Here is a 22,590-nt window from a genome sequence, read left to right on the forward strand (position 1 = left end):
AGATCGAGATGGGAATCCGTAAGTACAAGCCGACGACCCCGGGTCGCCGTGGCTCCTCCGTGGCCGACTTCGTCGAGATCACGCGCAGCGAGCCCGAGAAGTCCCTGGTGCGTCCGCTCAGCAAGTCCGGTGGCCGCAACAACAGCGGTCGCGTCACCACCCGCCACAAGGGCGGTGGCCACAAGCGCGCCTACCGTGTGATCGACTTCCGTCGTCACGACAAGGACGGCGTGCCCGCCAAGGTCGCGCACATCGAGTACGACCCCAACCGCACCGCCCGCATCGCGCTGCTGCACTACGCCGACGGCGAGAAGCGCTACATCATCGCGCCGAACAAGCTCGGCCAGGGCGACGTGGTGGAGGCCGGACCCAAGGCCGACATCAAGCCCGGCAACAACCTGCCGCTGCGCAACATCCCGACCGGTACCGTCGTGCACGCGGTCGAGCTGCGTCCCGGCGGCGGTGCCAAGATCGCCCGCTCCGCCGGCACCTCGGTGCAGCTGGTGGCCAAGGAGGGCAAGTACGCCCAGCTGCGTATGCCCTCCGGGGAGATCCGCAACGTCGAGGCCGCCTGCCGGGCGACCGTCGGCGAGGTCGGCAACGCCGAGCAGTCTAACATCAACTGGGGCAAGGCTGGCCGTATGCGCTGGAAGGGCGTGCGCCCGACCGTCCGCGGTGTCGTCATGAACCCGGTTGACCACCCGCACGGTGGTGGTGAGGGCCGCACCTCCGGTGGTCGCCACCCCGTCTCTCCGTGGGGCAAGCCCGAGGGCCGTACCCGTCGTCCCAACAAGTCCAGCGACCGCCTCATCGTGCGTCGTCGTCGGACCGGCAAGAAGCGCTGATAGGAGCCTGATATGCCGCGCAGCCTGAAGAAGGGTCCCTTCGTCGACGACCACCTGCAGAAGAAGGTGGACGCCCAGAACGAGAAGGGCACCAAGAACGTCATCAAGACCTGGTCCCGTCGTTCGGTCATCACGCCGGACTTCCTCGGACACACTTTCGCCGTCCACGACGGCCGTAAGCACGTCCCGGTCTTCGTCACCGAGTCCATGGTGGGCCACAAGCTCGGCGAGTTCGCACCGACCCGCACCTTCCGCGGGCACGTCAAGGACGACCGCAAGTCGCGTCGCTGACGCCGTCGGAAGAAGAGAGGCAAGGAAGAATGGAAGCCAAGGCGCAGGCCAAGTACGTGCGCTGCACGCCGATGAAGGCACGTCGAGTGATCGACGTCGTCCGCGGCAAGCGCGCCGTAGAGGCCGTCAACGTCCTCCGTTTCGCCCCGCAGGCCGCAGCCGTGCCGGTGCGCAAGGTCATCGAGTCCGCTATCGCCAACGCCCGGGTCAAGGCCGAGAAGGCCAACGAGCGCTTCGACGAGAACGAGCTCTTCATCGTGACCGCGTTCGCTGACGAGGGACCCACCCTCAAGCGTTTCCGTCCGCGCGCCCAGGGGCGTGCCGGCCGGATCCTGAAGCGGACCAGCCACATCACCGTTATCGTCGGCGAGAAGGCCGACACCGCGAAGAAGGAAGGAGCCCGGTAATGGGGCAGAAGGTCAACCCGACCGGGTTCCGCCTGGGCATCACCACGGACCACCGCTCGCGCTGGTTCGCGGACTCCACGAAGCCGGGTCAGCGCTACCGCGACTTCGTAAAGGAGGACGTCCAGATCCGTCGCCTCATGGAGGACGGCATGGAGCGTGCCGGTATCTCCAAGGTGGACATTGAGCGCACCCGCGACCGTGTGCGCGTGGACCTCCACACCGCCCGCCCGGGCATCGTCATCGGCCGCCGCGGCGCCGAGGCCGAGCGCCTGCGCGGCTCCCTGGAGAAGCTCACCGGCAAGCAGGTCCAGCTCAACATCCTTGAGGTCAAGAACCCCGACATGGACGCCCAGCTGGTCGCCCAGGGGATCGCTGAGCAGCTCGCCTCCCGCGTCTCCTTCCGCCGCGCCATGCGCAAGGGCATGCAGTCCGCCGTGCGCGCCGGCGCCAAGGGCATCCGGGTGCAGTGCTCCGGCCGCCTGGGCGGCGCGGAGATGAGCCGCTCCGAGTTCTACCGCGAGGGCCGCGTGCCGCTGCACACCCTGCGGGCGAACATCGACTACGGCTTCTACGAGGCCAAGACCACCTTCGGACGTCTCGGCGTCAAGGTGTGGATCTACAAGGGCGACCTGACCGAGCGCGAGTTCGCTCGCCAGCAGGCCGAGTCCGGCCCGCGTGGTCGTGGCGGCCGTGGTGACCGCCGTGGCGGCGCCCGCCGCGGTGAGCGCCCGGCGCGTCAGAACACCGAGCAGCAGGCCGAGCAGACGCCGGCCCCCGAGAACGCTGCCGCTTCCCAGGGATCGGAGGCCTGAGCCCCATGCTCATCCCCCGCCGGACGAAGTTCCGCAAGCAGCACCGCCCGCACCGTTCGGGCCTGTCCAAGGGCGGCAACCGCATCGCCTTCGGTGAGTACGGCATCCAGGCTCTTGAGCCCGCCTACATCACCAACCGGCAGATCGAGGCGGCCCGTATCGCCATGACCCGCCACATCAAGCGTGGCGGCAAGGTCTGGATCAACATCTTCCCGGACCGCCCGCTCACCAAGAAGCCCGCCGAGACCCGTATGGGTTCCGGTAAGGGTGCCCCCGAGTGGTGGATCGCCAACGTCAAGCCCGGACGCATCCTGTTCGAGCTCGGCGGCGTGGACGAGGCCCTGGCCCGTGAGGCCATGCGCCGCGCCATGCACAAGCTTCCGATGAAGACCCGTTTCGTTACTCGTGAGGGTGGTGACGTCTGATGGCTATCGGTTCCAAGGACCTGACCCCGACCGACCTGGACGCCATGGACAACGAGCGCCTCGCTGAGGAGCTCTCCAAGGCCAAGACCGAGCTGTTCAACCTGCGCTTCGCCGCAGCTACTGGCCAGCTGGAGGACCACGGCCGTCTCAAGGCCGTGCGTCGCGACATCGCCCGGATCTACACGATCGTGCGCGAGCGTGAGCTCGGCATCCGTACCGCTCCGAGCACGGAGGAGTCGAAGTGAGCGAGCAGAAGAGCACCCAGGACGTCGTCGCTGGTTCCGAGCGCCCCCAGCGCAAGGTCCGCCGCGGCTACGTCGTGTCCGACAAGATGCAGAAGACCATCGTCGTGGAGATCGAGGAGCGCTACAAGCACTCCCTCTACGGCAAGGTGCTGCGTCGTTCCAAGAAGGTTAAGGCGCACGACGAGGCGGAGACCGCCCACGTCGGCGACCTGGTCGAGATCATGGAGACCCGTCCGCTCAGTGCCACCAAGCACTGGCGCCTGGTCAGCATCATCGAGAAGGCCAAGTGACCTTCCTGCCACAGGCTCAGGACGTGGCTGCCAGTAGGCAGTAGCTCCTGAATGAGGACGGTGCCGTCACCACCCCCCTGGTGACGGCACCGTCGTCTGTTGGTGGGGGAGGGGCTGGGCCCGCGCGCAGGACCAGCGCGAGGGACTGGCACGCAGGACCAGCGCACACGAGCCCAGGGCCGCCGTCGAGAACCCCCTGCGCCGTCGGCACCTCCTGCGCCGTCGCCAGGAGCCGGTGAGCAAAGGCACAGGGAGTAGCGGGATACCGCGGTTCTCGGGACTGGCCTCCTGCACTAGGCTATGAGAGTTGCGCGCGCCCGAAAGCGCCTGCCAGAGACCTCGCACGTAAGTGTGCCTGTGTCTGGCGGGAGTGGTCGGGGCTCTGGCTAGCCCTGTGGCTGCCGGGGGCGCGTGACTGCAGAAGGAACGTTCGGCCAGGCTCGGCACGCCGAGAACCGGCTCGACGACAGGAGAACACTCAATGATCCAGCAGGAGTCGCGACTTAAGGTCGCCGACAACACCGGTGCCAAGGAGATCCTTTGCATCCGTGTGCTCGGCGGCTCTGGTCGGCGCTATGCGGGTATCGGCGACACGATCGTCGCTACCGTCAAGGACGCCATCCCCGGCGGCAACGTCAAGAAGGGCGACGTCGTCAAGGCGGTCGTCGTGCGCGCCCGCAAGGAGCGCCGTCGTCCCGATGGCTCGTACATCCGCTTCGACGAGAACGCCGCCGTCATCCTCAAGAACGACGGCGAGCCGCGCGGTACCCGTATCTTCGGTCCCGTCGGCCGTGAGCTTCGTGAGAAGAAGTTCATGCGTATCGTCTCGCTCGCCCCGGAGGTGATCTGAGCTTATGGCACGCATCAAGAAGGGTGACCAGGTCATCGTCATCGCGGGCAAGGACAAGGGCAAGACCGGCCGTGTCCTGGAGGTCCTCAAGGACGTTGACCGCGTGGTGGTTGAGGGCGTCCAGCGCGTCACCAAGCACACCAAGGTCGGGCAGTCCGCCAACGGCGCCCGCACCGGCGGCATCGAGACCGTCGAGGCCCCGATCCACGCCTCCAACGTCATGCCCATCGACCCCAAGACCAAGAAGCGCACCCGCGTGGGCTTCCGCGTCGAGGAGGGGCAGCGCCCCAACGGCCGCAAGCGCACCGTCCGCGTGCGTTACGCCAAGAAGTCCGGGGAGGACCTGTGACCATGACTGAGAACACCACCCCCCGCCTCAAGGCCAAGTACCAGGACACCATCGCCCCCGCGCTGCGCAAGGAGTTCGGGCACGCCAACGTCATGGAGATCCCCCGCGTCGTCAAGGTCGTGGTCAACATGGGCGTCGGCGAGGCCGCGCACGACTCCAAGATGATCGAGGGCGCCGTCCGCGACCTGGCGGCGATCACCGGCCAGAAGCCGCAGATCACCAAGGCCCGCAAGTCCATCGCCCAGTTCAAGCTGCGTGAAGGCCAGCCCATCGGTGCCCACGTCACCCTGCGTGGTGCCCGTATGTGGGAGTTCCTGGACCGTCTCATCTCGATCTCGCTTCCCCGCATCCGCGACTTCCGCGGCCTGTCCCCGAAGCAGTTCGACGGCAACGGCAACTACACCTTCGGTCTCACGGAGCAGTCCGTGTTCCACGAGATCGACGCCGACTCGATTGACCGCGTCCGCGGTATGGACATCACCGTGGTGACCACGGCCAAGACCGACGAGGAGGCTCGCTCGCTGCTCAAGCAGCTCGGCTTCCCCTTCAAGGAGAAGTGACATGGCGAAGACCGCTCTGATCCAGAAGGCCAACCGCAAGCCGAAGTTCGGCGTCCGCGCCTACACGCGCTGCCAGCGCTGTGGCCGCCCGCACTCGGTGTACCGCAAGTTTGGCCTGTGCCGTATCTGCCTGCGGGAGATGGCCCTCCGTGGCGAGCTCCCCGGCATCTCGAAGAGCAGCTGGTAAGGAACTACGTCGCAGGTCCGCTGAGGAAACCACGACGAGGAAGGGCTGAGGCCCACTCATGACTATGACAGACCCGATCGCAGACATGCTTACTCGTCTGCGTAACGCAAACCAGGCCTACCACGACACCGTCTCGATGCCTTCGAGCAAGCTCAAGGTCAACATCGCCAAGATGCTCAAGACCGAGGGCTACATCTCCGGCTTCGAGGTCACTGACGCGGAGGTCGGCAAGACGCTCACCCTGACCCTCAAGTACGGCTCGAACCGCCGCCGCGCCATCCAGGGCGTGCAGCGTATCTCGAAGCCCGGTCTGCGCGTCTACGCCAAGTCCACCAACCTGCCCAAGGTCCTCGGCGGCCTGGGAGTGGCGATCCTGTCCACTTCCTCCGGCCTCCTGACCGACAAGCAGGCCGAGTCCAAGGGCGTGGGCGGCGAAGTCCTCGCCTACGTCTGGTGAGATAGGGAACGGAGGAACACCATGTCTCGTATTGGACGGCTTCCCGTTCCGGTTCCCGCCGGAGTGGACGTAACCATCAACGGCAACGACATCACCGTCAAGGGCCCCAAGGGCACCCTGAGCCGCACGATCTCCGCCCCCCTGTCGGTCACGCGTCAGGAGGACGGCTCCATCCTGGTGACCCGGCCCGACGACGAGCGCGAGTCCCGCTCGCTGCACGGCCTGTCCCGCACCCTGATCAACAACATGGTCATCGGTGTGACTGAGGGCTACACCAAGCGCCTGGAGATCGTCGGCACCGGTTACCGTGCGCAGCAGAAGGGCACCGGCATCGAGCTGTCCCTCGGCTTCTCGCACACCGTCGTCGTCGAGGCCCCCGAGGGCATCACCCTGAAGGTGGACGGCAACCTGAAGATCGACGTCTCCGGCATCTCCAAGGAGCAGGTCGGCGAGGTCGCCGCGAACATCCGCAAGATCCGTCCGCCGGAGCCCTACAAGGGCAAGGGCGTGCGCTACGCCGGCGAGAACGTGCGCCGCAAGGTCGGAAAGGCTGGTAAGTGACCATGGCTTACTCGATCAAGAGGGGCAAGTCCAAGGCTATTGCCCGCAAGATCCGGCACCAGCGTGTGCGCAAGCACGTCAACGGCACCCCAGAGCGTCCCCGCCTGGTCGTCTTCCGCTCCAACCGCCACATGGTTGCGCAGGTTATCGACGACACGGTTGGCCACACCCTGTGCGCCGCCTCCACCCTGGAGGCTGCGGCCAAGGGCGTTGAGGGCCACAAGGTGGGCGCGGCACGCAAGGTCGGCGAGCTGATCGCTGAGCGCGCCAAGGCCCTGGGCATCGAGGCGGTCGTCTTTGACCGCGGCGGTAACAAGTACCACGGCCGTGTGGCGGCTGTGGCTGAAGGCGCCCGCGAGGGCGGGCTCGCTCTGTGAGCCCTGAGACGACGAGAGAACAGAGGAGAATCTGATGGCTGCAGAGCAGCGAAACAGGTCCGCGTCGTCCACCGACTCGGCCACCAGCAACGAGCGCGGCGAGGGCCGTGGTCGTCGCGACCGCAACAACGACCGTCGGGACCGCAGCAACGGCCGCGACAGCAAGGACCAGTACATCGAGCGCGTGGTGACCATCAACCGCGTCTCCAAGGTGGTCAAGGGTGGACGTCGCTTCACCTTCACCGCGCTGGTCGTCGTCGGTGACGGCGAGGGCACCGTGGGTGTCGGCTACGGCAAGGCCAAGGAGGTCCCCTCCGCCATCGCCAAGGCCGTGGAGTTCGCCAAGAAGAACTTCTTCCACGTCCCGATGATCCGTCGCACCATCCCGCACGTGATCCAGGGCGAGGACTCCGCCGGAGTCGTCCTCCTGCGTCCCGCCTCGCCCGGTACCGGTGTTATCGCCGGTGGTCCGGTGCGCGCCGTCATGGATGCCGCTGGTATCCACGACATCCTGTCCAAGTCGCTCGGCTCCTCGAACGCGATCAACATCGTGCACGCCACGATCGCCGCGCTTCGTAAGCTCGAGCAGCCCGAGGCTGTCGCCGCGCGTCGTGGCCTGCCGCTTGAGGACATCGCCCCGCAGTCTCTGCTGCGTGCGCGTGCCGAGGGCGAGGCCGAGAAGCGCGCCGCCGCCGAGAAGAAGGAGGCCGAGCTGGCCGCCGAAGGAGTGGGTGAGTGATGGCAGAGTCCAAGCCCAAGCAGCTGAAGGTCACGCAGGTCCGTTCTGGTATCGGGGGCACCCACAACCAGCGCGCCACCCTGAAGACCCTCGGCCTGCGCAAGATCCGCCAGTCCGTCGTCCGCGAGGACTCGCCCACCCTGCAGGGCCAGATTCGCACGGTGGCGCACCTCGTGACCGTTGAGGAGGTCTGAGATGGCTGAGACCAAGAAGACGGAGGAGACGACCCGCGTCGTCAAGCTCCACCACCTGCGCCCGGCCCCTGGCGCCAAGAAGGCCAAGACCCGCGTGGGTCGTGGTGAGGGCTCCAAGGGCAAGACCGCGGGCCGCGGCACCAAGGGCACCAAGGCCCGGTACCAGGTGAAGGCGGGCTTTGAGGGCGGCCAGATGCCGCTGCACATGCGCCTGCCCAAGCTGCGTGGCTTCCGCAACCCCAACCGGGTGGAGTTCCAGCCGGTGAACGTGGGCCGGATCGCCGAGCTGTTCCCCAAGGGCGGCAAGGTCACGGTTGAGGACCTGGTTGCCAAGGGGGCCGTGCGTGACGGCCACCTGGTCAAGGTGCTGGGCACCGGTGACGTGAAGGTCAAGCTGGAGATCGTCGCCGACGCCTGGTCCGGCTCCGCCAAGGAGAAGGTCGAGGCTGCCGGAGGCTCCATCTCCGCTCGCTGAGCGCGCTAGCGACGCCGTCGCGCGTTGCAAGCTGGTAACGGACCCCGCCACGGGAGGCGATCCCGCTGGCGGGGTCCGTGGCGTTCGTACCTCGCCTCCTGCGTAGCTCCCAGGCGGCCTTCGGTCCTCTCTTAGGCCCCCCTTACCGGTCTCGTGAGCCATATGTCCCGGTCTCGTGGTATCGATGTCCCGGTCTCGCGAGACCGGGACATCGATACCACGAGACCGGTGCCGTCGTCGGGCGGGTTATTCAGGGGCGCGCAGGCAAGGTAGTGTTACTGCGGCGCTACGTGCGCCTTGGCCCGCCTGCCGCAAGCACCGCATGCGGCAGGGACATCATCATCCGCACACCACAGGAGTCCGAGTGCTCAGCGCGTTCGTGCAGGCGTTCAAGACGCCCGACCTGAGGAAGAAACTCCTCTTCACCCTAGGCATCATGGGACTGTTCCGGCTCGGCTCGGTCGTGCCGACCCCCGGCGTCTCGCTGAAGAACGTCAACACCTGTCTGGGTGAGGCGCAGGACGCTGGCCTGGTGAACCTGATCAACATCTTCTCCGGTGGCGCCCTGCTCCAGCTGAGCGTCTTCGCGCTGGGCATCATGCCGTACATCACGGCGTCGATCATCATCCAGCTGCTGCGCGTGGTGATCCCCCGCTTCGAGGAGCTGCACAAGGAGGGCCAGGCCGGGACGGCCAAGCTCACCGAGTACACCCGCTACCTGACCATTGCGCTGGGTCTGCTGCAGTCCTCCACGATCGTGGCCACCGCCGCCGACAACCGTCTCTTCGGCGACTGCGCGGTGCCCGTGATCCCCAACGCCTCCCCCCTGAACCTGGCGCTCATGATCATCACCATGACGGCGGGCACCGGCCTGATCATGTGGCTGGGTGAGCTCATCACCGAGCGCGGCATCGGCAACGGCATGTCCCTGCTGATCTTCACCTCGATCATCGCCCAGTTCCCCTCCAACATGATCTCCATCGCGGCGGGCAGCGGCGGCGTCAGCAAGTTCCTGGTGGTAGTGGCGGTGGTCCTGGTGGCCACGCTGGCCGTGGTCTACGTCGAGCAGGCCACCCGGCGCATACCGGTCCAGTACGCCAAGCGCATGATCGGTCGGCGGCAGTTCGGTGGCTCCACCACCTACATCCCGATCAAGATCAACACCGCGGGCGTTATCCCGGTGATCTTCGCCTCCTCGATCCTGGCGCTGCCCCAGCTGATCGCCCAGTTCGCCGACCGGCCCCACGGCTGGACCAACTGGATCGCCAACAACCTGCAGCAGACCGACACCGTCTACCTGGTGGCCTACGCCGTCCTGATCCTGTTCTTCGCCTTCTTCTACACGGCTATCACCTTCGACCCGGAGGAGATCGCGGACAACATGAAGAAGTACGGCGGGTTCATCCCGGGCATCCGGGCCGGTGAGCCCACGGTCAAGTACCTGAGCTACGTCATCAACCGTGTCACCGCAGCGGGCTCGGTCTACCTGCTGGTGCTGGCCATGATCCCGACCCTGGCAGTTATCTGGCTCGGCCTGTCACAGGCGCTGCCCTTTGGTGGTACCACTATCCTGATCATGGTCGGCGTGGGCCTGCAGACCGTCAAGGAGATCAACTCCCAGCTGCAGCAGCGCCACTACGAAGGGTTCTTGTCATGAGCGCACGCATGGTCCTACTCGGTCCCCCCGGAGCCGGAAAGGGCACCCAGGCCGCCCGCATCTCGCAGCGCCTGGGGATCCCCGCCATCTCCACCGGAGACATCTTCCGTGCCAACGTCGCCGGGGCCACGCCCCTGGGCGTGCAGGCAAAGGCGTACATGGACAAGGGGGAGTACGTCCCCGACTCCGTCACCAACGCCATGGTCAAGGACCGCCTCTCCCAGGAGGACGCCGCCCAGGGGTTCCTGCTGGACGGCTACCCGCGCACGGAGGCGCAGGTGCATGAGCTGGACAAGATGCTCGCCGCCGCTGGCCTGAAGCTGGACGTGGTACTGGAGATCACCGCCGACGCCGAGGTGGTGGTGCAGCGCCTGCTCAAGCGCGCCACCGAGCAGAACCGTGCCGACGACACCGAGCCGGTGATCCGCCGCCGCCTGCAGGTCTACGCCGAGCAGACCGAGCCGCTGGCCGCCCTCTACCAGGACAAGGGGCTGCTGGTGCGGGTGGACGGCATCGGTGAGATCGACGAGGTCACTGAGCGCATAATGGCCGCCCTGGCGCAGGCGGGCCTGAGCGCCTGAGCCGGAGGATGGCGGGTCGTTCCAGCACGGACGGCCCGCCATCGTCATTCGGGGCCGGGGCGCTGAGGCTGGCGGGGCGGCTCGCTCTGGAGGCACAGACGGCGCAGGCGCGTCCGGCACAGGCTCCCAGGGAGCGGCGACGGCGCAGGTCGGGCAGCGAGACAGACGCACAGAGCAGACGGTGCACCAGGCGCCGGTGCCGCAGGCGCGCAGGGCCGAGGGCAGGCACAGACGACGGCGCGTCCGCCGTCGAGACGGCTAGCAGACAGAGAGGAACACAGTGCTGGGACGGGAGCAGATCCAGATCAAGACCCCGGAGCAGGTGCGCAGGATGCGCCAGGCGGGGCTGGTGGTGGCTGAGGTGCACAAGGCCCTGCGGGAGGCGGTGACGGCAGGCGTGACCACCGCCGAGCTGGACGCCGTCAGCTCGCGTACGATCGCCGCCGCCGGGGCCAGGTCGAACTTCCTGGGCTACTACGACTACCCGGCCACCGTGTGCGTCTCGGTCAACGAGGAGGTGGTGCACGGCATCCCCGGCGCGCGGGTGCTTGAGGACGGCGACCTGGTGACCTTTGACTGCGGCGCCTACCTGACCGACCCGGACGGCACCCAGTGGCACGGCGACGCCGCCTTCACCACCGTGGTGGGGGGCCGCTACGCCTCAGAGACCGACCGGGTGCTGGACACGGCCACGCGCGCGGCCCTGTGGGACGCGATCGCCGCGATCGCCCGCGCCGTGAGCGGTGAGGCCAAGGGGCGTGCCGCCTGCCTGAACGTGGTGGGCGACGCCGTGGAGGCCCGCGTGGAGCGGGTGGCCCAGGAGGAGGGCGTGGAGCTGGGCGTCCTGGAGGACTACGTGGGCCACGGGATCGGCACGGCCATGCACATGCCGCCGGACGTGCTGAACTACTCGGTCAAGCGCAGGGGGCCCCGGCTGCGGCCCGGGATGGTGCTGGCGGTGGAGCCTATGCTCACGGCGGGCTCCGCGCAGGTCAGGGAGCTCGACGACGGCTGGACGGTGGTCACGGCTGACGGCTCGCGGGCGGCCCAGTGGGAGCACACGGTGGCAGTGGTTCCCGGCGGGGTGTGGGTGCTGACGGCGCCTGACGGCGGCGTGGAGGGGCTGGCGCCTTACGGGATCAGGCCCAGGCCCCTGTGAGGGGCTGGCCCGGTTGGCTGGCCCGGTTGGCTGAGCTGCTGCCGGAGGGCTGTGGCCGGCTCTGGCGGGGTGGGGGTGGTGCGGGCGGGTCAGCAGCGGCCTAAGGGCAAGGTATGCGGGTTTAGCCGGGTGTTAAGACCGGGTTCCGCTTGTGTATCGGAACGGTTGCAGGGTAGGTTGAGCCCGGTGAACGTCGGTGAGCGTTCCAGCCCCATTCCCATTAGTAGGTCGCAAGGAGGCAACCTATGTCCCGTACTTCCCGCGCTCTGATCGCTGGTGGTGCCGCGCTGGCGCTGCTCGCTGGTTCCGGCGCTACCTTTGCCCGCTGGTACGACGAGAAGACCGTGACTGACGCCTCGGTCACCACCGGTACCCTGAAGATCGTCGACACCGATGTCAAGGACAAGTGGCTTATCAACGCGCCGGAGGAAGGTACCGAGGCTGACCCAACCAAGGAGTTTGACCCGGCAACTGAGACTATCGTTCCTGGTGACGTCGTCTCTTTCACCAAGAAGATCAAGCTCGACGTTAAGGGTAAGAACCTTCGTGCCGAGTTTGCTGTCAGCGCCCCGGCGAGCGCGTCTCCAGCTATCGGCAAGATCAAGTCGGAGATCACCAACATCGATTGTGTTCGTGCGGACGGTGTTGGCAGTGTTAACCAGGGACAGATCACGGAAGCTGACGACGGTGCTACCTGCACCGTCAAGGTTGAGCTCATCTACCCGGTAGGACCCCACGACAACACGGGTTCCGCCATCCCGAACGGTATGGGTGACGGTACGCACACGGACTGGAGCAAGGCGGACGCCGAGATGGGGAAGGGGATCTCCGTGGCGGGATACGCCCTGGTGCTCGAGCAGCAGGCACGTCCGGCGGACCCCGCGCCGGCTCCCTGATTCGAGCAGTCGGCGAGCCGAGATACTCGCCATGACTAGCTGTTGAGCTAGCTTCAACTTTGGGTCGGCCTCCATCAGGAGGCCGACCCAAAGTGATATCTGCCCCGGACGCGGCTTGCCTGACCTAGTGGCAAGTAGCCTGGTGGCAAGAGCGCCAGGCCGAAGAGGTGTGGACTATTTACAGGCTGAAGCAGAATGATAGGAGGTGGCTGTGGGTGTGGACAGTGACAGCCAGCCGCAAACGGCTCACGGCCACTGGCCCGGACCTCCTCGGGAAGGTGCCACCTCTGGTCCTAACGAGCCGCGCCGCCAGGTACGGAGACGTAAGCGTTGGCATGCCTCTACCCGCGCTTGCAGGCGCCACGAGCGGCCAAGCGAGGCGCGTAGGCAAGGAGCTGTCCACTCCGCCGCCAGCTCGCGTTGGCGTGCAGTCCTACCCCTACCCGGACGCTCCGAACCGCGGCGGGTCCGGCCACGCCCCAGGCCGAAGGGGGTCCTGGGGGTGCTGGTCTTCGTTGCGGAGATCCTGCTGGGGCTCGGGATCCTGGCGGTGCTGTCTGCCACCTCGCTAGTGCCGGCGGTGATGGGCTGGGTGCCGCTGACCGTGCTCACCGGATCCATGGAACCAGGTATCCCCGCAGGGTCGCTGATCGTGGTTAAAAGCCTCTCCCTGGAGCAGGCGGGCAATCTGGCGATAGGGGACGTGGTCATCTACCTGCCCGAAGCCGACTCAGACGTGCTGGTCACCCACCGGATCGTAGGCATCCGCTCGGCAGGCGGTGGGGACACCACCTACCAGATCCAGGGGGACGCCAACTCGATCCCGGACCCCGGCTGGGTCCAGCCCAAGCAGATACGTGGCATCCTGCGCTACCACGTGCCTTTGCTCGGTCGGCTGCTTGTACTGCTGGACCCGAGCGCGAAGGCTGCATGGCGCCTGGTAGTCGCACTGGCTCTGGCCGTCTACGCCCTGTGGGAGGGGGTGGGGGCCGTGATCGAGTGGAGGCGGGACAGGTGCAAGGCCCGCGAGCGCGCGCAGGACGCCGCCCAGGCGGGGCCCGAGAACCCCCAGGCCCCAGATACCACTGAGGCAGGGCCCTCATCTCCACCAGTGCCAGAGGCCGCCGAGGTGGGGCCCTCATCTCCACCAGTGCCAGAGGCCGCCGACAACCAGCAGCCAGACGGCGCCGACGCCGTCGCTAAGCGGTGTGGCAGGAACCACCGGGCCGCAAGCCCCTAGCGGATGGTGGCGGGGCGTCAGCCTGTCATAGAGTTAGCAGCCGGACGTCTGTCCATGTTTTGCCGCGCCCGCACACCGGTCCTGGACCAGGAGGGGGAGCAGCAGGGCGGGGCAGGCGAACGCCCGGCGGCGTCGTCGTCGGGGAACTCGAGCGAGAAAGTACCGAGAAGGAAGCATGGCGAAAAAGGACGGCGTCATCGAGGTCGAAGGATCGGTCGTCGAGGCCCTCCCCAACGCAATGTTCCGTGTGGAGCTGAGCAACGGGCACGTCGTGCTCGCGCACATCTCCGGGAAGATGCGGCAGCACTACATCCGGATCCTCCCCGAGGACCGCGTGGTCGTGGAGCTGAGCCCCTACGACCTCAGCCGTGGTCGCATCGTCTACCGGTACAAGTGACAAGTCGGCCCCTGGGCCGGCGGAGGAACATCATGAAGGTCAAGCCGAGCGTCAAGAAGATCTGTGACAGCTGCAAGGTGATCCGTCGCCACGCACGTGTCATGGTGATCTGCTCCAACCCGCGGCACAAGCAGCGCCAGGGCTGAACGCCCACGCTGCCGGCCACCCCGCGGTGGCCACAACACAAGCACCCACTCCAGTGAGCCCAGCTCACAACCCCCGGTTCTCGGAGGCCGGGGCCGCCACGAGGACGGCGGGGCGAATGGGTGACGACCTCCGGGACCACACAGGAGAACCACTACCGTGGCACGTATTTCCGGTGTCGACCTCCCCCGCGAGAAGCGGGTAGAGATCGCGCTCACCTACATCTTCGGGATCGGCCGTACCCGTGCGGACGAGACCCTCAAGGCGACGGGCGTCAACCCCGACACCCGCGTCAAGGACCTCACCGAGGAGGAGCTGGTCAAGCTCCGTACCCACATCGACGCCAACTACCAGGTCGAGGGTGACCTCCGCCGTGAGGTCCAGGCTGACATCCGCCGCAAGGTTGAGATCGGCTGCTACCAGGGCCTGCGCCACCGCCGTCACCTCCCGGTCCACGGCCAGCGCACCAAGACCAACGCGCGTACCCGCAAGGGCCCCAAGCGCACCGTGGCCGGTAAGAAGAAGGCCAAGTAAGCAGTGATCCACACGCCGGGCGGCTAGCCCTGGCGCGGACAGACGACCTCACCCATAGAAGGAAACATGCCTCCCAAGAACCGCACCGCCGTGCGCAAGCCGCGTCGTAAGGACCGGAAGAACGTCACCCACGGCCACGCCTACATCAAGTCCACCTTCAACAACACCATCGTGTCCCTGACGGACCCGACCGGTGCCGTCATCTCCTGGGCCTCCTCCGGCCAGGTCGGCTTCAAGGGCTCCCGCAAGTCCACCCCCTACGCCGCCCAGCTCGCGGCCGAGGCCGCCGCCCGCCGCGCCCAGGAGCACGGCATGAAGAAGGTCGACGTCTTCGTCAAGGGCCCCGGCCCGGGCCGTGAGACCGCGATCCGCTCCCTGCAGGCCGCTGGCCTGGAGGTCGGCTCCATCACGGACGTCACCCCCCAGGCGCACAACGGCTGCCGTCCCACCAAGCGGCGCCACGTCTGACCACCCAGCCCCGACGGCGTAGCCCGGCCCCCAGCCGAGCCACGCCGTCGGGACCGGTTTAGCACCGGCACCTCCCACCGGGAGGACGCCGGGCCGCCACCCGCGCAGGCGGGGCCGGGGCGGCCACCTTGGACCGGCGTCATATAGCGGGCGCCGTGACGAAAGGAACACCTAGTGCTGATCGCACAGCGACCCACCCTCACCGAGGAGGTTGTCGAGGAGGACCGCCGCTCGCGGTTCGTCATCGAGCCTCTGGAGCCCGGCTTCGGCTACACCCTCGGCAACTCCCTGCGCCGCACCCTGCTCTCCTCAATCCCCGGTGCCGCCGTCACCTCGATCAGGATCGAGGGCGTGCCCCACGAGTTCCGCACCATCGCGGGAGTCAAGGAGGACGTCTCCCAGATCATCCTGAACATCAAGGAGATCGTGCTGTCCTCCGAGAACGACGAGCCGGTGGTCATGTACCTGCGCAAGTCCGGCCCCGCCGTCGTCACCGCCGGTGACATCACCCCCCCGGCGGGCGTGGAGATCCACAACCCCGACCTGGTGATCGCCACCCTCAACGAGAAGGGCAAGCTGGAGATCGAGCTGACTGTGGAGCGCGGCCGCGGCTACGTCTCCGCCAGCCAGAACAAGGACCCCAACGCGGAGATCTCCCGGATCCCCGTGGACTCGATCTACTCGCCGGTCAAGAAGGTCTCCTACGCCGTGGAGGCCACCCGTGTGGAGCAGCGCACCGACTTCGACCGCCTGATCGTGGACGTGGAGACCAAGTCCTCCATGACCCCGCGGGACGCGCTCGCCTCCGCAGGCAAGACCCTGGTTGAGCTCTTCGGCCTGGCCCGCGAGCTCAACGTGGAGGCGGAGGGTATCGAGGTGGGTCCCTCGCCGATGGACCAGGCCCTCCAGCAGGACCTCGCCCTGATGATCGACGAGCTCGACCTGCAGGCCCGTTCCTCCAACGCCCTCAAGCGCGAGGGCATCCACACCGTTGGTGAGCTGGTGGCCCGTTCCGAGGCCGACCTGCTCGACATCCGCAACTTCGGTGCCAAGTCGATCTCCGAGATCAAGGAGAAGCTGGCGGCCCTGGGCCTGTCCCTCAAGGGCTCGCCGATCGACTACATCGCGGATGACGCCTACGCAAACCCCACCTTCAGCGACGAGCAGGCCTGAGCGCCGCCTCGCATAAACCAAGGAGACAACAATGCCCCGTCCCACCAAGGGTCCCCGCCTGGGCGGCTCCGCCCAGCACGAGCGCCACCTGCTCGCCAACCTGGCTCGCCAGCTGTTCCTGCACGAGTCCATCACCACCACGGAGGCCCGCGCCCGCCGTCTGCGCCCCTACGCGGAGAAGCTCATCTCCAAGGGCAAGCGCGGCGACCTGCACGCCCGCCGCACCGTGCTCAAGAAGATCACCGACAAGGAAGCCGTCTACCGCCTCTTCGAGGTGATCGCCCCCAAGCTCGAGGGCCGCGAGGGTGGCTACACCCGCATCATCAAGACCGCCCCCCGCAAGGGTGACAACGCGCCCATGGCCGTCATCGCCCTGGTCACCGAGCCGGTGGCCAAGAAGGAGGTCGTGAACGACGCCGTAGCCACCGCCAAGAAGGCCGCCGCCAAGGCTGCCGAGCAGGCCGGGGAGAAGGCTGCTGAGAAGAAGGCTGCCAAGGCTACCGAGAAGACCACGGACAAGGCTGCTGAGAAGGACGCTGCCGCCAAGGTAGAGGCCAAGGAGTACAAGGGCGCGGTGCGCCTTGCTGAGGGCGCTGCTGAGGCCCCCGACGCCGACCACCTCATCAAGGGCAACGAGGACTCCATGAAGTACCACGTGCCCGGCTCCCGCTGGTACGACGCCACGATCGCCGAGGTCTGGTTCGCCACCGCTGAGGACGCCGTCGCCGCGGGCTTTGAGCCCGCAGGTGGCGCCGCCGCCCAGAAGATCGCTGAGTGAGCTAGCTGCTGGCTGAGGCGCTTGCTGGCTGAACCGCCAGCTGCCCCAGCTGGTTGCGTGACCAGGACGGTTGCCTGACTGAGCTGGTTGGCTGGGTTGGTCTGTGACCGAGTTGGTTGGCTGGGTTGGTCTGTGACTGAGCTGGTTTTGGCTGGGTTGGTCTGTGACTGAGCTGGTTGGCTGAGTTGGCTGCTTAACTGGACCGGAGGGCCCGGGTACCTACAAGGTGCCCGGGCCCTCCGCATCCCCGCTCTCGATCGCTTCTCGCGAGACCGGGACATCGGTACCGCGAGACCGGGACATACGTACCGCGAGACCGGGACATATGTACCGCGAGACCGGGACATACGGCTCGCGAGTTCGGTAAGGGTGGCCTTGGTTGTGGATAGCTCCGCCTTCTCAGGGGTTTACGGCGGCGCCTGGGAGCTGGAGGCGTCTGGTGGGTGCCGGCGCCCTGGTGGGTGCCAACGCCTCCTGGTGAATGACGGCGGCATCTGGTGGTACCAGCGCCGTTTTAGGGCTGGAGGCGTCCCAGGACGCGGTAGTGGTCGGATGACCGTTGCGGCAGGTGGCTATGCGTGTCGGTGCTGGTAGAGCCGACACCGCGGGTCCTTGCGCCGGGAGTCGCAGCAGCCATAGCCGTAGCCCGCCCAGACCGGTCCGGAGGCCAGGCCCCACTTTGCCACCCCGGGGCGGCTACTACTCGCAGGTAAGAGCGTGCCCTCGCCGTCGTAGGTGGAGACCACCCTGAACGGCCGCAGCCAACGCCTGCCTAGAAGTGGCCTCGCCGTCGTTAGCGGAGACCACCCGCAGGTACGAAAGTGCCCCGCCGTCGTACCACCAAGGCTAAAGAGCGCAGTAAGGACGACGGCGGGGCAGTTACGGCCTAGGCCGCTAGGCCGCTAGGCCGGAGAGGTCAGGCGCGCGAACGCAGGCGCAGAGCCACGCCCCCAAGGACCAGCACGGAGGCGGCGAGCACGAGCAGCGGGCCCTCAACACCGGTCTGGGCCAGCGACTGGCCCTTCTTGGCCTTGGCGCTGGGGCTGGTGGAAGGCGTTGCACCGGCCGCACCAGGCGCCTGAGGCGTAGCAGTCGCGGAGCCCTGCGGCTCGCCGGGCTTCTCGGTGCTCGGGGCGGGGGCCTTAGCCTCCGGCTTGTCGTTCTCTGGCTTCTTGGTGGGGGTCGGCTCTGGGGCCTCCGGCTTCTTGGTGGGGGTCGGCTTCGGGGCCTCCGGGTTCTTGGGCGCCTCTGGCATGGGGGGAACGGGCCGGGCCACGACGGTGACCGAAGTGGTGGCGCGCTGCGGGTCGACGGTCAGCGAGTAGGACCCCAGGCTGGCGTTGGCCGGGACCGTCCACAGCACCGTGGTCTCGCCGGTGCCGCGCTCGGTGCGCGGGGACTGCAGGGTCGCCACCACCTTGCCGTCGCTGTCACGGACGGTGACAGTGACGCTCTCGCCGGAGTCCAGGCCGCCTACGTTGATGGTGACCTGATCGCCGGGGTGCACCTGCTTCTGCTGGGCCTCGATGGTGACCGAGGAGCGCGCCGCCCTGTCGGGAGCGGTCTGGGCAGAGGAGGGGGCCTGGTCGTCGGCGTCCGCTGTGGCGCCGCTCGCTACAGCCTCGGTGGTGGTGGACGGCGTCTCCGCCGGCACTGCGTAGGCCGGGACGGTGAGGGCCGCGACGGACAGGGACAGGGCAAGGGCGTATGTCTTGAGTGCTGGTTTGCGCACGATTATGAATCCAGTTCAGGGTTGGGAGTACTTGCCATGGATTAATACTCCTCGTTCGGAGTGTTCGTCCAGTTCTGTGAGATATGGCGTCAGAAAAGCAGTCGGAGGAGTGGGAGGGGCGACGGCGACGGCGTGGCTGGTGTCGTTGGTGGCCTGCGGGCGCTGGGGCTTGGGGTAGGGGCTGGGGCTGGTCTGGGTCCAGGCCGCTGGCAGGCTGGCTGGGGTGGTGGTCAGGTGCAGGCGCAGGCCGCAGAAGAAGCGTGAGCGGGAGGCGCGGTATCCGTAGCCAGCCCAGTCGGCCCTAGCTGGCCCAGCCGGCCCAGCCGGCTAAGTTGCCCAGGTGTGAACGTGTGACGGTGGGCCGGGAGCGGGCGCACTCAACGGGGGGGGGTGGAGTCGGCCAGGCGCACGTCGTCGGTGTAGACGCTGGTGGACGTGGCCAGCGCGGTGGTGAGCCATCCCATGGTGCTGGCCAGGGCTCATATGTGCTTGTTGTACTCGCACTGTGGCCAGGGGGTGTAGGGGAGCCTGTGGGCCGTGAGCCCGGCCTGCGCCGGGGTGCGAGCACTGGCCAGGGGGTGTAGGGGAACCTGGCTGCCAGGTGCCTGCGGGCTTAGCGCAGGAAGCATCCTTCGGTGTTGATGCCCGGCAGCGGTGCGATGGTGGTCAGGGGCAGGGCCTCGGCGTCGGTGATGGTCGGAGCGATTCCAGTGCGTGGGCGAGCGGGAACGATTTGGGGACGGGCTTTCAACAAGTCATCAGCGATGTCGTGCAGCGCGGTAGCGAGGGTCTCCAGATCGGTGTCCACGATGGGGCTGGCTTCAGGTCGGTGTCCACGATGGGGGCGCCTTCCAACAGGGTTCGGAGGTGGTGCTTAGCAGTACCGATGCTGCGAGGCCCTCGCCCGCGCCTCAGATTCCCACGCCTACCCGCATCTTCCCACGCCTACCCGCATCTTCCCACGCCTACCCGCATCTTCCCGCGCCTACCCGCATCTTCCCACGCCTACCCACATCTTCCCACGCCTACCCGCATCCCGTGGAAACAACCATCTAGGGGGGCGGTCTTGTCCCTGGTTGCTGGGCCTTCTGTCGTCTGAGGGGGAGGATTTTGTCACTGGTGGAGGATTAGAAGTGTGTCCTGAGTCTGGTCCTGGGAAGTTTCGGCTTGATTCCGGGGTAGTTGAGCCGTCAGCAGTCGGTGTGGGGGCTTCTAGTCCTCCGCCAGTGACAGCTCTGGGTCGACCACGCTCACCGAGACCAGCCGGGAGAACCGCAGCAGGGGCACAGCCTCACCGCAAGACTTATCGCCCACTCCCAACTTTCTTCCCGCAGACAAGACGCCCAGCGAGCCTCGTCGTCGACCAGCCACCAGCATCCACCAAACCCGCTCGAGTTATCCACAACTGAGGCCGCCCTTACCGAAGTCGCGAGCCATATGTCCCGGTCTCGCGGTACCGATGTCCCGGTCTCGCGGTGAGGGAGGGGGTTGTTAGGGGCGGGTCATGTCCCAGCAGCGGGCGCCGCCAGTCATCCCGGCCTCGTTGGGGACCACCACGACGTCGTTGCCCAGCAGCGCCAGCTGGGAGGCCACGATCCGCCGGGAGTTGCCCCCACCCAGGTACAGGCGGTCCCACAGGTACATGGGCCGTAGCGAGTCCACCACCCGCCGGACCCTCCGTGACCAGTGGGCGTCCCCCAGCCGCAGACGCTCGTGCTCCCCGATGTAGTCGTCGTAGGTCAGGCCCCAGCGGATCGGTCCCTGGGAGATCTCCACGTGGGGCGCCAGCACCCCGTTGTCAAAGACGGCGTTGCCCAGCCCGGTGCCCAAGGTCACGATCATCTCGTGGCCCTGGCCGGTGACCACGCCCGCCCCGGCCACCTCGGCGTCGTTGAGCACCAGCACCGGCAGGTCCAGGGCGCCGCGCAACGCCGCCCCCATGTCGAAGCGCCGCCAAGCCTGCACCAGCTCGGGCAGCACCCGGGAACGGGGGCCGTCCTTGGTGATGTAGTGGGGGGTGGCCACCACCACGCCGTGCCGGATCATGCCAGGCATCCCCACCGTCGCCCGGTCAGCGCGGGGGAGCCGGACCGCCAGCGCCACAATGGTCTCTACCAGCAGCTCCGGGGGCAGCGGGTAGGGGGTGGGGGTGCGCACGGCGTCCGAGATGATGCTGCCGGTGCCGTCCAGCACGGAGGCCTTGATCCCGCCGCCACCGCAGTCGACGGACAAGGTGGTCAGGTTGCTCACGGCACGAAGTTACCGTGCGGGGCGGGCTGGGCCCGGCAGGCGCGGGGGCTGTCGCCGCCAGGGATGCCGGGACCGGTGCAGGCGTGGTCGAATGGGGGCATGAGCCAGAACACGCCCCCCAGCAGCCCGGCACTGGGCCCGCCCGCAGCGGAACGGGGGCGCGCCGTCGGGCCGGAGACGCTGCGCCTGCGCCTGGACCTGGCCTACGACGGCGGAGGCTTCTCCGGCTGGGCGGCGCAGCCGGGCCTGCGCACCGTGGAGGGCGAGCTTACCGCCGCCCTGGAGGCGGTCACCCGGGTGCCTGTGCGCCTGACCGTGGCCGGGCGTACCGACGCCGGGGTGCACGCTGCGGCTCAGGTCGCCCACCTGGACCTGCCGGTGGCGGTCTGGCAGCGGCTGCCGGGACGCTCCGGACGGGAGCCGGGGGAGGCCCTGCTGTCCCGCCTGGCGGGAGTGCTGGCCCACCGCTGCCAGCAGTCGGGGCCGCCGGGGACGCCCCGAGGTTCCTGTGACGTGGTGGTGCACGGGGTGGCCGTGGTGGGAGAGGGCTTCGACGCCCGCTTCAGCGCCCTGGAGCGCCGCTACACCTACCGGGTGTGCGACCGTCCCAGCCAGCGCGACCCCGCCCAGCGCCACCGGGTGCTGTGGGTGCCGGGCGAGCTGGACGTGGCGGCTATGGCGGCCAGCGCCAGGCCGCTGCTGGGTGAGCACGACTTCCTCTCCTACTGCAAGCCCCGGGCGGGGGCCTCCACCATCCGCACCCTGCGGCACCTGGAGTGGCGGCGTGCGTCCGAGGGGCCGGAGGCGGGGCTGGTGACGCTCACAGTGGTGGCGGACGCCTTCTGCCACTCCATGGTGCGTGCCCTGGTGGGCGCGGGCCTGGCCGTGGGGCAGGGGCGCCAGGGTCCGGACTGGCCCGGTGAGCTGTTGGCGGCCCGCACCCGTCAGGGGGCGGCCCCGGTGGCCCCGCCGCACGGCCTGACCCTGGAGGCGGTCAGCTATCCGCCCGACGAGGAGCTGGCCGCCCAGGCCGCCAGGGCGCGGGTGCTGCGCACGAACTGCTGCTAAGGGTGCCGACGGCGACGGCGGCTGCGGGTCGCGGCTTGTGGTGGGCGGAGATTAGCGGTGGGCCGCGGCTTGCGGTGAGCTGAGGCTTGCGGTGGGCTGAGGCTTGCGGTGGGCTGAGGCTTGCGGTGCAGCGCAGGCTGGAAGTGGAGGGCCGCTAGCGAGGCTGGGGCAGCGGCGATCCTTCCGGTGTTCCGGGTCCAGGCCGAGGCCAGAGCGGTGCGCCAGTCACCAAGGGGGCACCAGCAGTCAGTGGGCCGGGACCGCCGTCCGCCGTCGGGGTGCAGGCACCAGCGGGGCGGGCCTACCGTGGCAGGACTCACGGCAGATCGAGCCACCACAGCTTTGACCCCCGTCCGGGCTAGCCGGTAATGTGTGGCAACGTCGTGAAGCACAACTGTGCGCGTTCCGGGTGCCATCCCACTCGCCTCGAACCGCCCGTGCTCCGACCG

Annotated in this window: 32 protein-coding genes; 29 read left to right on the forward strand and 3 right to left on the reverse strand. The window is 67.8% G+C overall.

The features are described 5' to 3' along the window. Positions 1-8: 8 nt before the first annotated feature. The 28 genes from rplB to rplQ all read left to right on the forward strand — a co-directional run bounded on the left by rplB (position 9) and on the right by rplQ (position 17,091). Positions 9-845, forward strand: a complete 837-nt coding sequence (rplB, locus tag JG540_RS02400) for a 50S ribosomal protein L2 (protein ID WP_200276738.1) — start codon at positions 9-11, stop codon at positions 843-845. Positions 846-857: 12 nt separating this feature from the next. After that, positions 858-1,136: a 30S ribosomal protein S19 gene (rpsS, locus tag JG540_RS02405; RefSeq protein WP_008729396.1), complete on the forward strand. Its 279-nt coding sequence runs from the start codon at positions 858-860 to the stop codon at positions 1,134-1,136. Between the two features lie 29 nt (positions 1,137-1,165). After that, positions 1,166-1,543: a 50S ribosomal protein L22 gene (gene rplV, locus JG540_RS02410; RefSeq protein ID WP_200276741.1), complete on the forward strand. Its 378-nt coding sequence runs from the start codon at positions 1,166-1,168 to the stop codon at positions 1,541-1,543. Further along, the gene (gene rpsC / locus JG540_RS02415) at positions 1,543-2,355 is read left to right on the forward strand and encodes a 30S ribosomal protein S3 (RefSeq protein WP_200276744.1); all 813 of its coding nucleotides are present in this window, start codon (positions 1,543-1,545) and stop codon (positions 2,353-2,355) included. The genes rplV and rpsC overlap by 1 nt, the downstream gene beginning before the upstream one ends. A gap of 5 nt (positions 2,356-2,360) precedes the next feature. Continuing rightward, on the forward strand, positions 2,361-2,780 hold the full coding sequence (gene rplP, locus JG540_RS02420; RefSeq protein WP_200276747.1) for a 50S ribosomal protein L16: 420 nt from the start codon (positions 2,361-2,363) through the stop codon (positions 2,778-2,780). Further along, on the forward strand, positions 2,780-3,025 hold the full coding sequence (rpmC, locus tag JG540_RS02425) for a 50S ribosomal protein L29 (RefSeq protein ID WP_200276750.1): 246 nt from the start codon (positions 2,780-2,782) through the stop codon (positions 3,023-3,025). The genes rplP and rpmC overlap by 1 nt, the downstream gene beginning before the upstream one ends. Continuing rightward, on the forward strand, positions 3,022-3,315 hold the full coding sequence (gene rpsQ / locus JG540_RS02430; protein WP_200276753.1) for a 30S ribosomal protein S17: 294 nt from the start codon (positions 3,022-3,024) through the stop codon (positions 3,313-3,315). The genes rpmC and rpsQ overlap by 4 nt, the downstream gene beginning before the upstream one ends. Positions 3,316-3,796: 481 nt before the next feature. After that, the gene (rplN, locus tag JG540_RS02435) at positions 3,797-4,165 is read left to right on the forward strand and encodes a 50S ribosomal protein L14 (RefSeq protein ID WP_200276756.1); all 369 of its coding nucleotides are present in this window, start codon (positions 3,797-3,799) and stop codon (positions 4,163-4,165) included. Positions 4,166-4,169: 4 nt separating this feature from the next. Beyond that, positions 4,170-4,514, forward strand: coding sequence for a 50S ribosomal protein L24 (gene rplX / locus JG540_RS02440; RefSeq protein ID WP_200276759.1), 345 nt, complete (start codon positions 4,170-4,172; stop codon positions 4,512-4,514). A 2-nt stretch (positions 4,515-4,516) separates the two neighbouring features. Beyond that, complete coding sequence (rplE, locus tag JG540_RS02445) at positions 4,517-5,074, forward strand: 50S ribosomal protein L5 (protein ID WP_200276762.1); 558 nt, start codon at positions 4,517-4,519, stop codon at positions 5,072-5,074. Between the two features lies 1 nt (position 5,075). Continuing rightward, positions 5,076-5,261 carry a type Z 30S ribosomal protein S14 gene (locus tag JG540_RS02450; RefSeq protein WP_200276764.1) on the forward strand — a complete coding sequence of 62 codons (186 nt, stop codon included), beginning with the start codon at positions 5,076-5,078 and terminating at the stop codon, positions 5,259-5,261. A gap of 58 nt (positions 5,262-5,319) precedes the next feature. Further along, positions 5,320-5,718, forward strand: a complete 399-nt coding sequence (gene rpsH, locus JG540_RS02455) for a 30S ribosomal protein S8 (protein WP_200276767.1) — start codon at positions 5,320-5,322, stop codon at positions 5,716-5,718. Between the two features lie 21 nt (positions 5,719-5,739). Further along, positions 5,740-6,279, forward strand: a complete 540-nt coding sequence (gene rplF, locus JG540_RS02460) for a 50S ribosomal protein L6 (RefSeq protein ID WP_200276770.1) — start codon at positions 5,740-5,742, stop codon at positions 6,277-6,279. Positions 6,280-6,281: 2 nt separating this feature from the next. Continuing rightward, complete coding sequence (gene rplR, locus JG540_RS02465) at positions 6,282-6,656, forward strand: 50S ribosomal protein L18 (protein ID WP_200276772.1); 375 nt, start codon at positions 6,282-6,284, stop codon at positions 6,654-6,656. Positions 6,657-6,690: 34 nt separating this feature from the next. Continuing rightward, complete coding sequence (gene rpsE, locus JG540_RS02470; RefSeq protein WP_200276775.1) at positions 6,691-7,395, forward strand: 30S ribosomal protein S5; 705 nt, start codon at positions 6,691-6,693, stop codon at positions 7,393-7,395. After that, positions 7,395-7,589: a 50S ribosomal protein L30 gene (gene rpmD, locus JG540_RS02475; RefSeq protein WP_200276779.1), complete on the forward strand. Its 195-nt coding sequence runs from the start codon at positions 7,395-7,397 to the stop codon at positions 7,587-7,589. The genes rpsE and rpmD overlap by 1 nt, the downstream gene beginning before the upstream one ends. Before the next feature lies 1 nt (position 7,590). Further along, positions 7,591-8,064: a 50S ribosomal protein L15 gene (gene rplO, locus JG540_RS02480; protein WP_200276782.1), complete on the forward strand. Its 474-nt coding sequence runs from the start codon at positions 7,591-7,593 to the stop codon at positions 8,062-8,064. Positions 8,065-8,428: 364 nt separating this feature from the next. Next, positions 8,429-9,721 carry a preprotein translocase subunit SecY gene (secY, locus tag JG540_RS02485; RefSeq protein ID WP_200276785.1) on the forward strand — a complete coding sequence of 431 codons (1,293 nt, stop codon included), beginning with the start codon at positions 8,429-8,431 and terminating at the stop codon, positions 9,719-9,721. Continuing rightward, complete coding sequence (locus JG540_RS02490) at positions 9,718-10,302, forward strand: adenylate kinase (RefSeq protein ID WP_234042872.1); 585 nt, start codon at positions 9,718-9,720, stop codon at positions 10,300-10,302. Before secY ends, JG540_RS02490 begins: the two co-directional genes overlap by 4 nt. Positions 10,303-10,582: 280 nt before the next feature. Next, positions 10,583-11,461, forward strand: a complete 879-nt coding sequence (map, locus tag JG540_RS02495) for a type I methionyl aminopeptidase (RefSeq protein ID WP_200276789.1) — start codon at positions 10,583-10,585, stop codon at positions 11,459-11,461. A 245-nt stretch (positions 11,462-11,706) separates the two neighbouring features. Next, positions 11,707-12,357, forward strand: a complete 651-nt coding sequence (locus JG540_RS02500; RefSeq protein ID WP_200276792.1) for an alternate-type signal peptide domain-containing protein — start codon at positions 11,707-11,709, stop codon at positions 12,355-12,357. Between the two features lie 502 nt (positions 12,358-12,859). After that, a complete protein-coding gene (locus JG540_RS02505; RefSeq protein WP_200276795.1) occupies positions 12,860-13,597 on the forward strand; it encodes a signal peptidase I in 738 nt (245 codons plus the stop codon). A 175-nt stretch (positions 13,598-13,772) separates the two neighbouring features. After that, positions 13,773-13,994, forward strand: coding sequence for a translation initiation factor IF-1 (gene infA / locus JG540_RS02510; RefSeq protein ID WP_003781847.1), 222 nt, complete (start codon positions 13,773-13,775; stop codon positions 13,992-13,994). Positions 13,995-14,026: 32 nt separating this feature from the next. After that, positions 14,027-14,140: a 50S ribosomal protein L36 gene (rpmJ, locus tag JG540_RS02515; RefSeq protein WP_200276798.1), complete on the forward strand. Its 114-nt coding sequence runs from the start codon at positions 14,027-14,029 to the stop codon at positions 14,138-14,140. A 157-nt stretch (positions 14,141-14,297) separates the two neighbouring features. Next, a complete protein-coding gene (gene rpsM / locus JG540_RS02520; RefSeq protein WP_200276801.1) occupies positions 14,298-14,672 on the forward strand; it encodes a 30S ribosomal protein S13 in 375 nt (124 codons plus the stop codon). A 66-nt stretch (positions 14,673-14,738) separates the two neighbouring features. Then, positions 14,739-15,140 (forward strand): 30S ribosomal protein S11, encoded by a 402-nt coding sequence (rpsK, locus tag JG540_RS02525; protein WP_200276804.1) that lies wholly within the window; start codon positions 14,739-14,741, stop codon positions 15,138-15,140. Positions 15,141-15,314: 174 nt separating this feature from the next. Next, a complete protein-coding gene (locus JG540_RS02530; RefSeq protein WP_200276807.1) occupies positions 15,315-16,313 on the forward strand; it encodes a DNA-directed RNA polymerase subunit alpha in 999 nt (332 codons plus the stop codon). 31 nt (positions 16,314-16,344) lie between these two features. Further along, a complete protein-coding gene (rplQ, locus tag JG540_RS02535; RefSeq protein ID WP_200276810.1) occupies positions 16,345-17,091 on the forward strand; it encodes a 50S ribosomal protein L17, sunset domain variant in 747 nt (248 codons plus the stop codon). A gap of 916 nt (positions 17,092-18,007) precedes the next feature. Here rplQ and JG540_RS02540 read toward each other — a convergent pair. The 3 genes from JG540_RS02540 to JG540_RS02550 all read right to left on the reverse strand — a co-directional run bounded on the left by JG540_RS02540 (position 18,008) and on the right by JG540_RS02550 (position 21,073). Beyond that, positions 18,008-18,823, reverse strand: coding sequence for a hypothetical protein (locus JG540_RS02540; protein WP_200276811.1), 816 nt, complete (start codon positions 18,821-18,823; stop codon positions 18,008-18,010). 613 nt (positions 18,824-19,436) lie between these two features. Beyond that, the gene (locus JG540_RS02545) at positions 19,437-19,631 is read right to left on the reverse strand and encodes a hypothetical protein (protein ID WP_200276813.1); all 195 of its coding nucleotides are present in this window, start codon (positions 19,629-19,631) and stop codon (positions 19,437-19,439) included. Between the two features lie 683 nt (positions 19,632-20,314). Next, the gene (locus JG540_RS02550; protein WP_200276815.1) at positions 20,315-21,073 is read right to left on the reverse strand and encodes an ROK family protein; all 759 of its coding nucleotides are present in this window, start codon (positions 21,071-21,073) and stop codon (positions 20,315-20,317) included. Positions 21,074-21,172: 99 nt separating this feature from the next. On the opposite strand from JG540_RS02550, the gene JG540_RS02555 reads away from it, so the two are divergent. Beyond that, positions 21,173-22,141, forward strand: coding sequence for a tRNA pseudouridine synthase A (locus JG540_RS02555; protein ID WP_200276817.1), 969 nt, complete (start codon positions 21,173-21,175; stop codon positions 22,139-22,141). Positions 22,142-22,590 lie beyond the last annotated feature (449 nt).

Source organism: Actinomyces weissii, assembly GCF_016598775.1.
Lineage (GTDB): Bacteria > Actinomycetota > Actinomycetes > Actinomycetales > Actinomycetaceae > Actinomyces > Actinomyces weissii.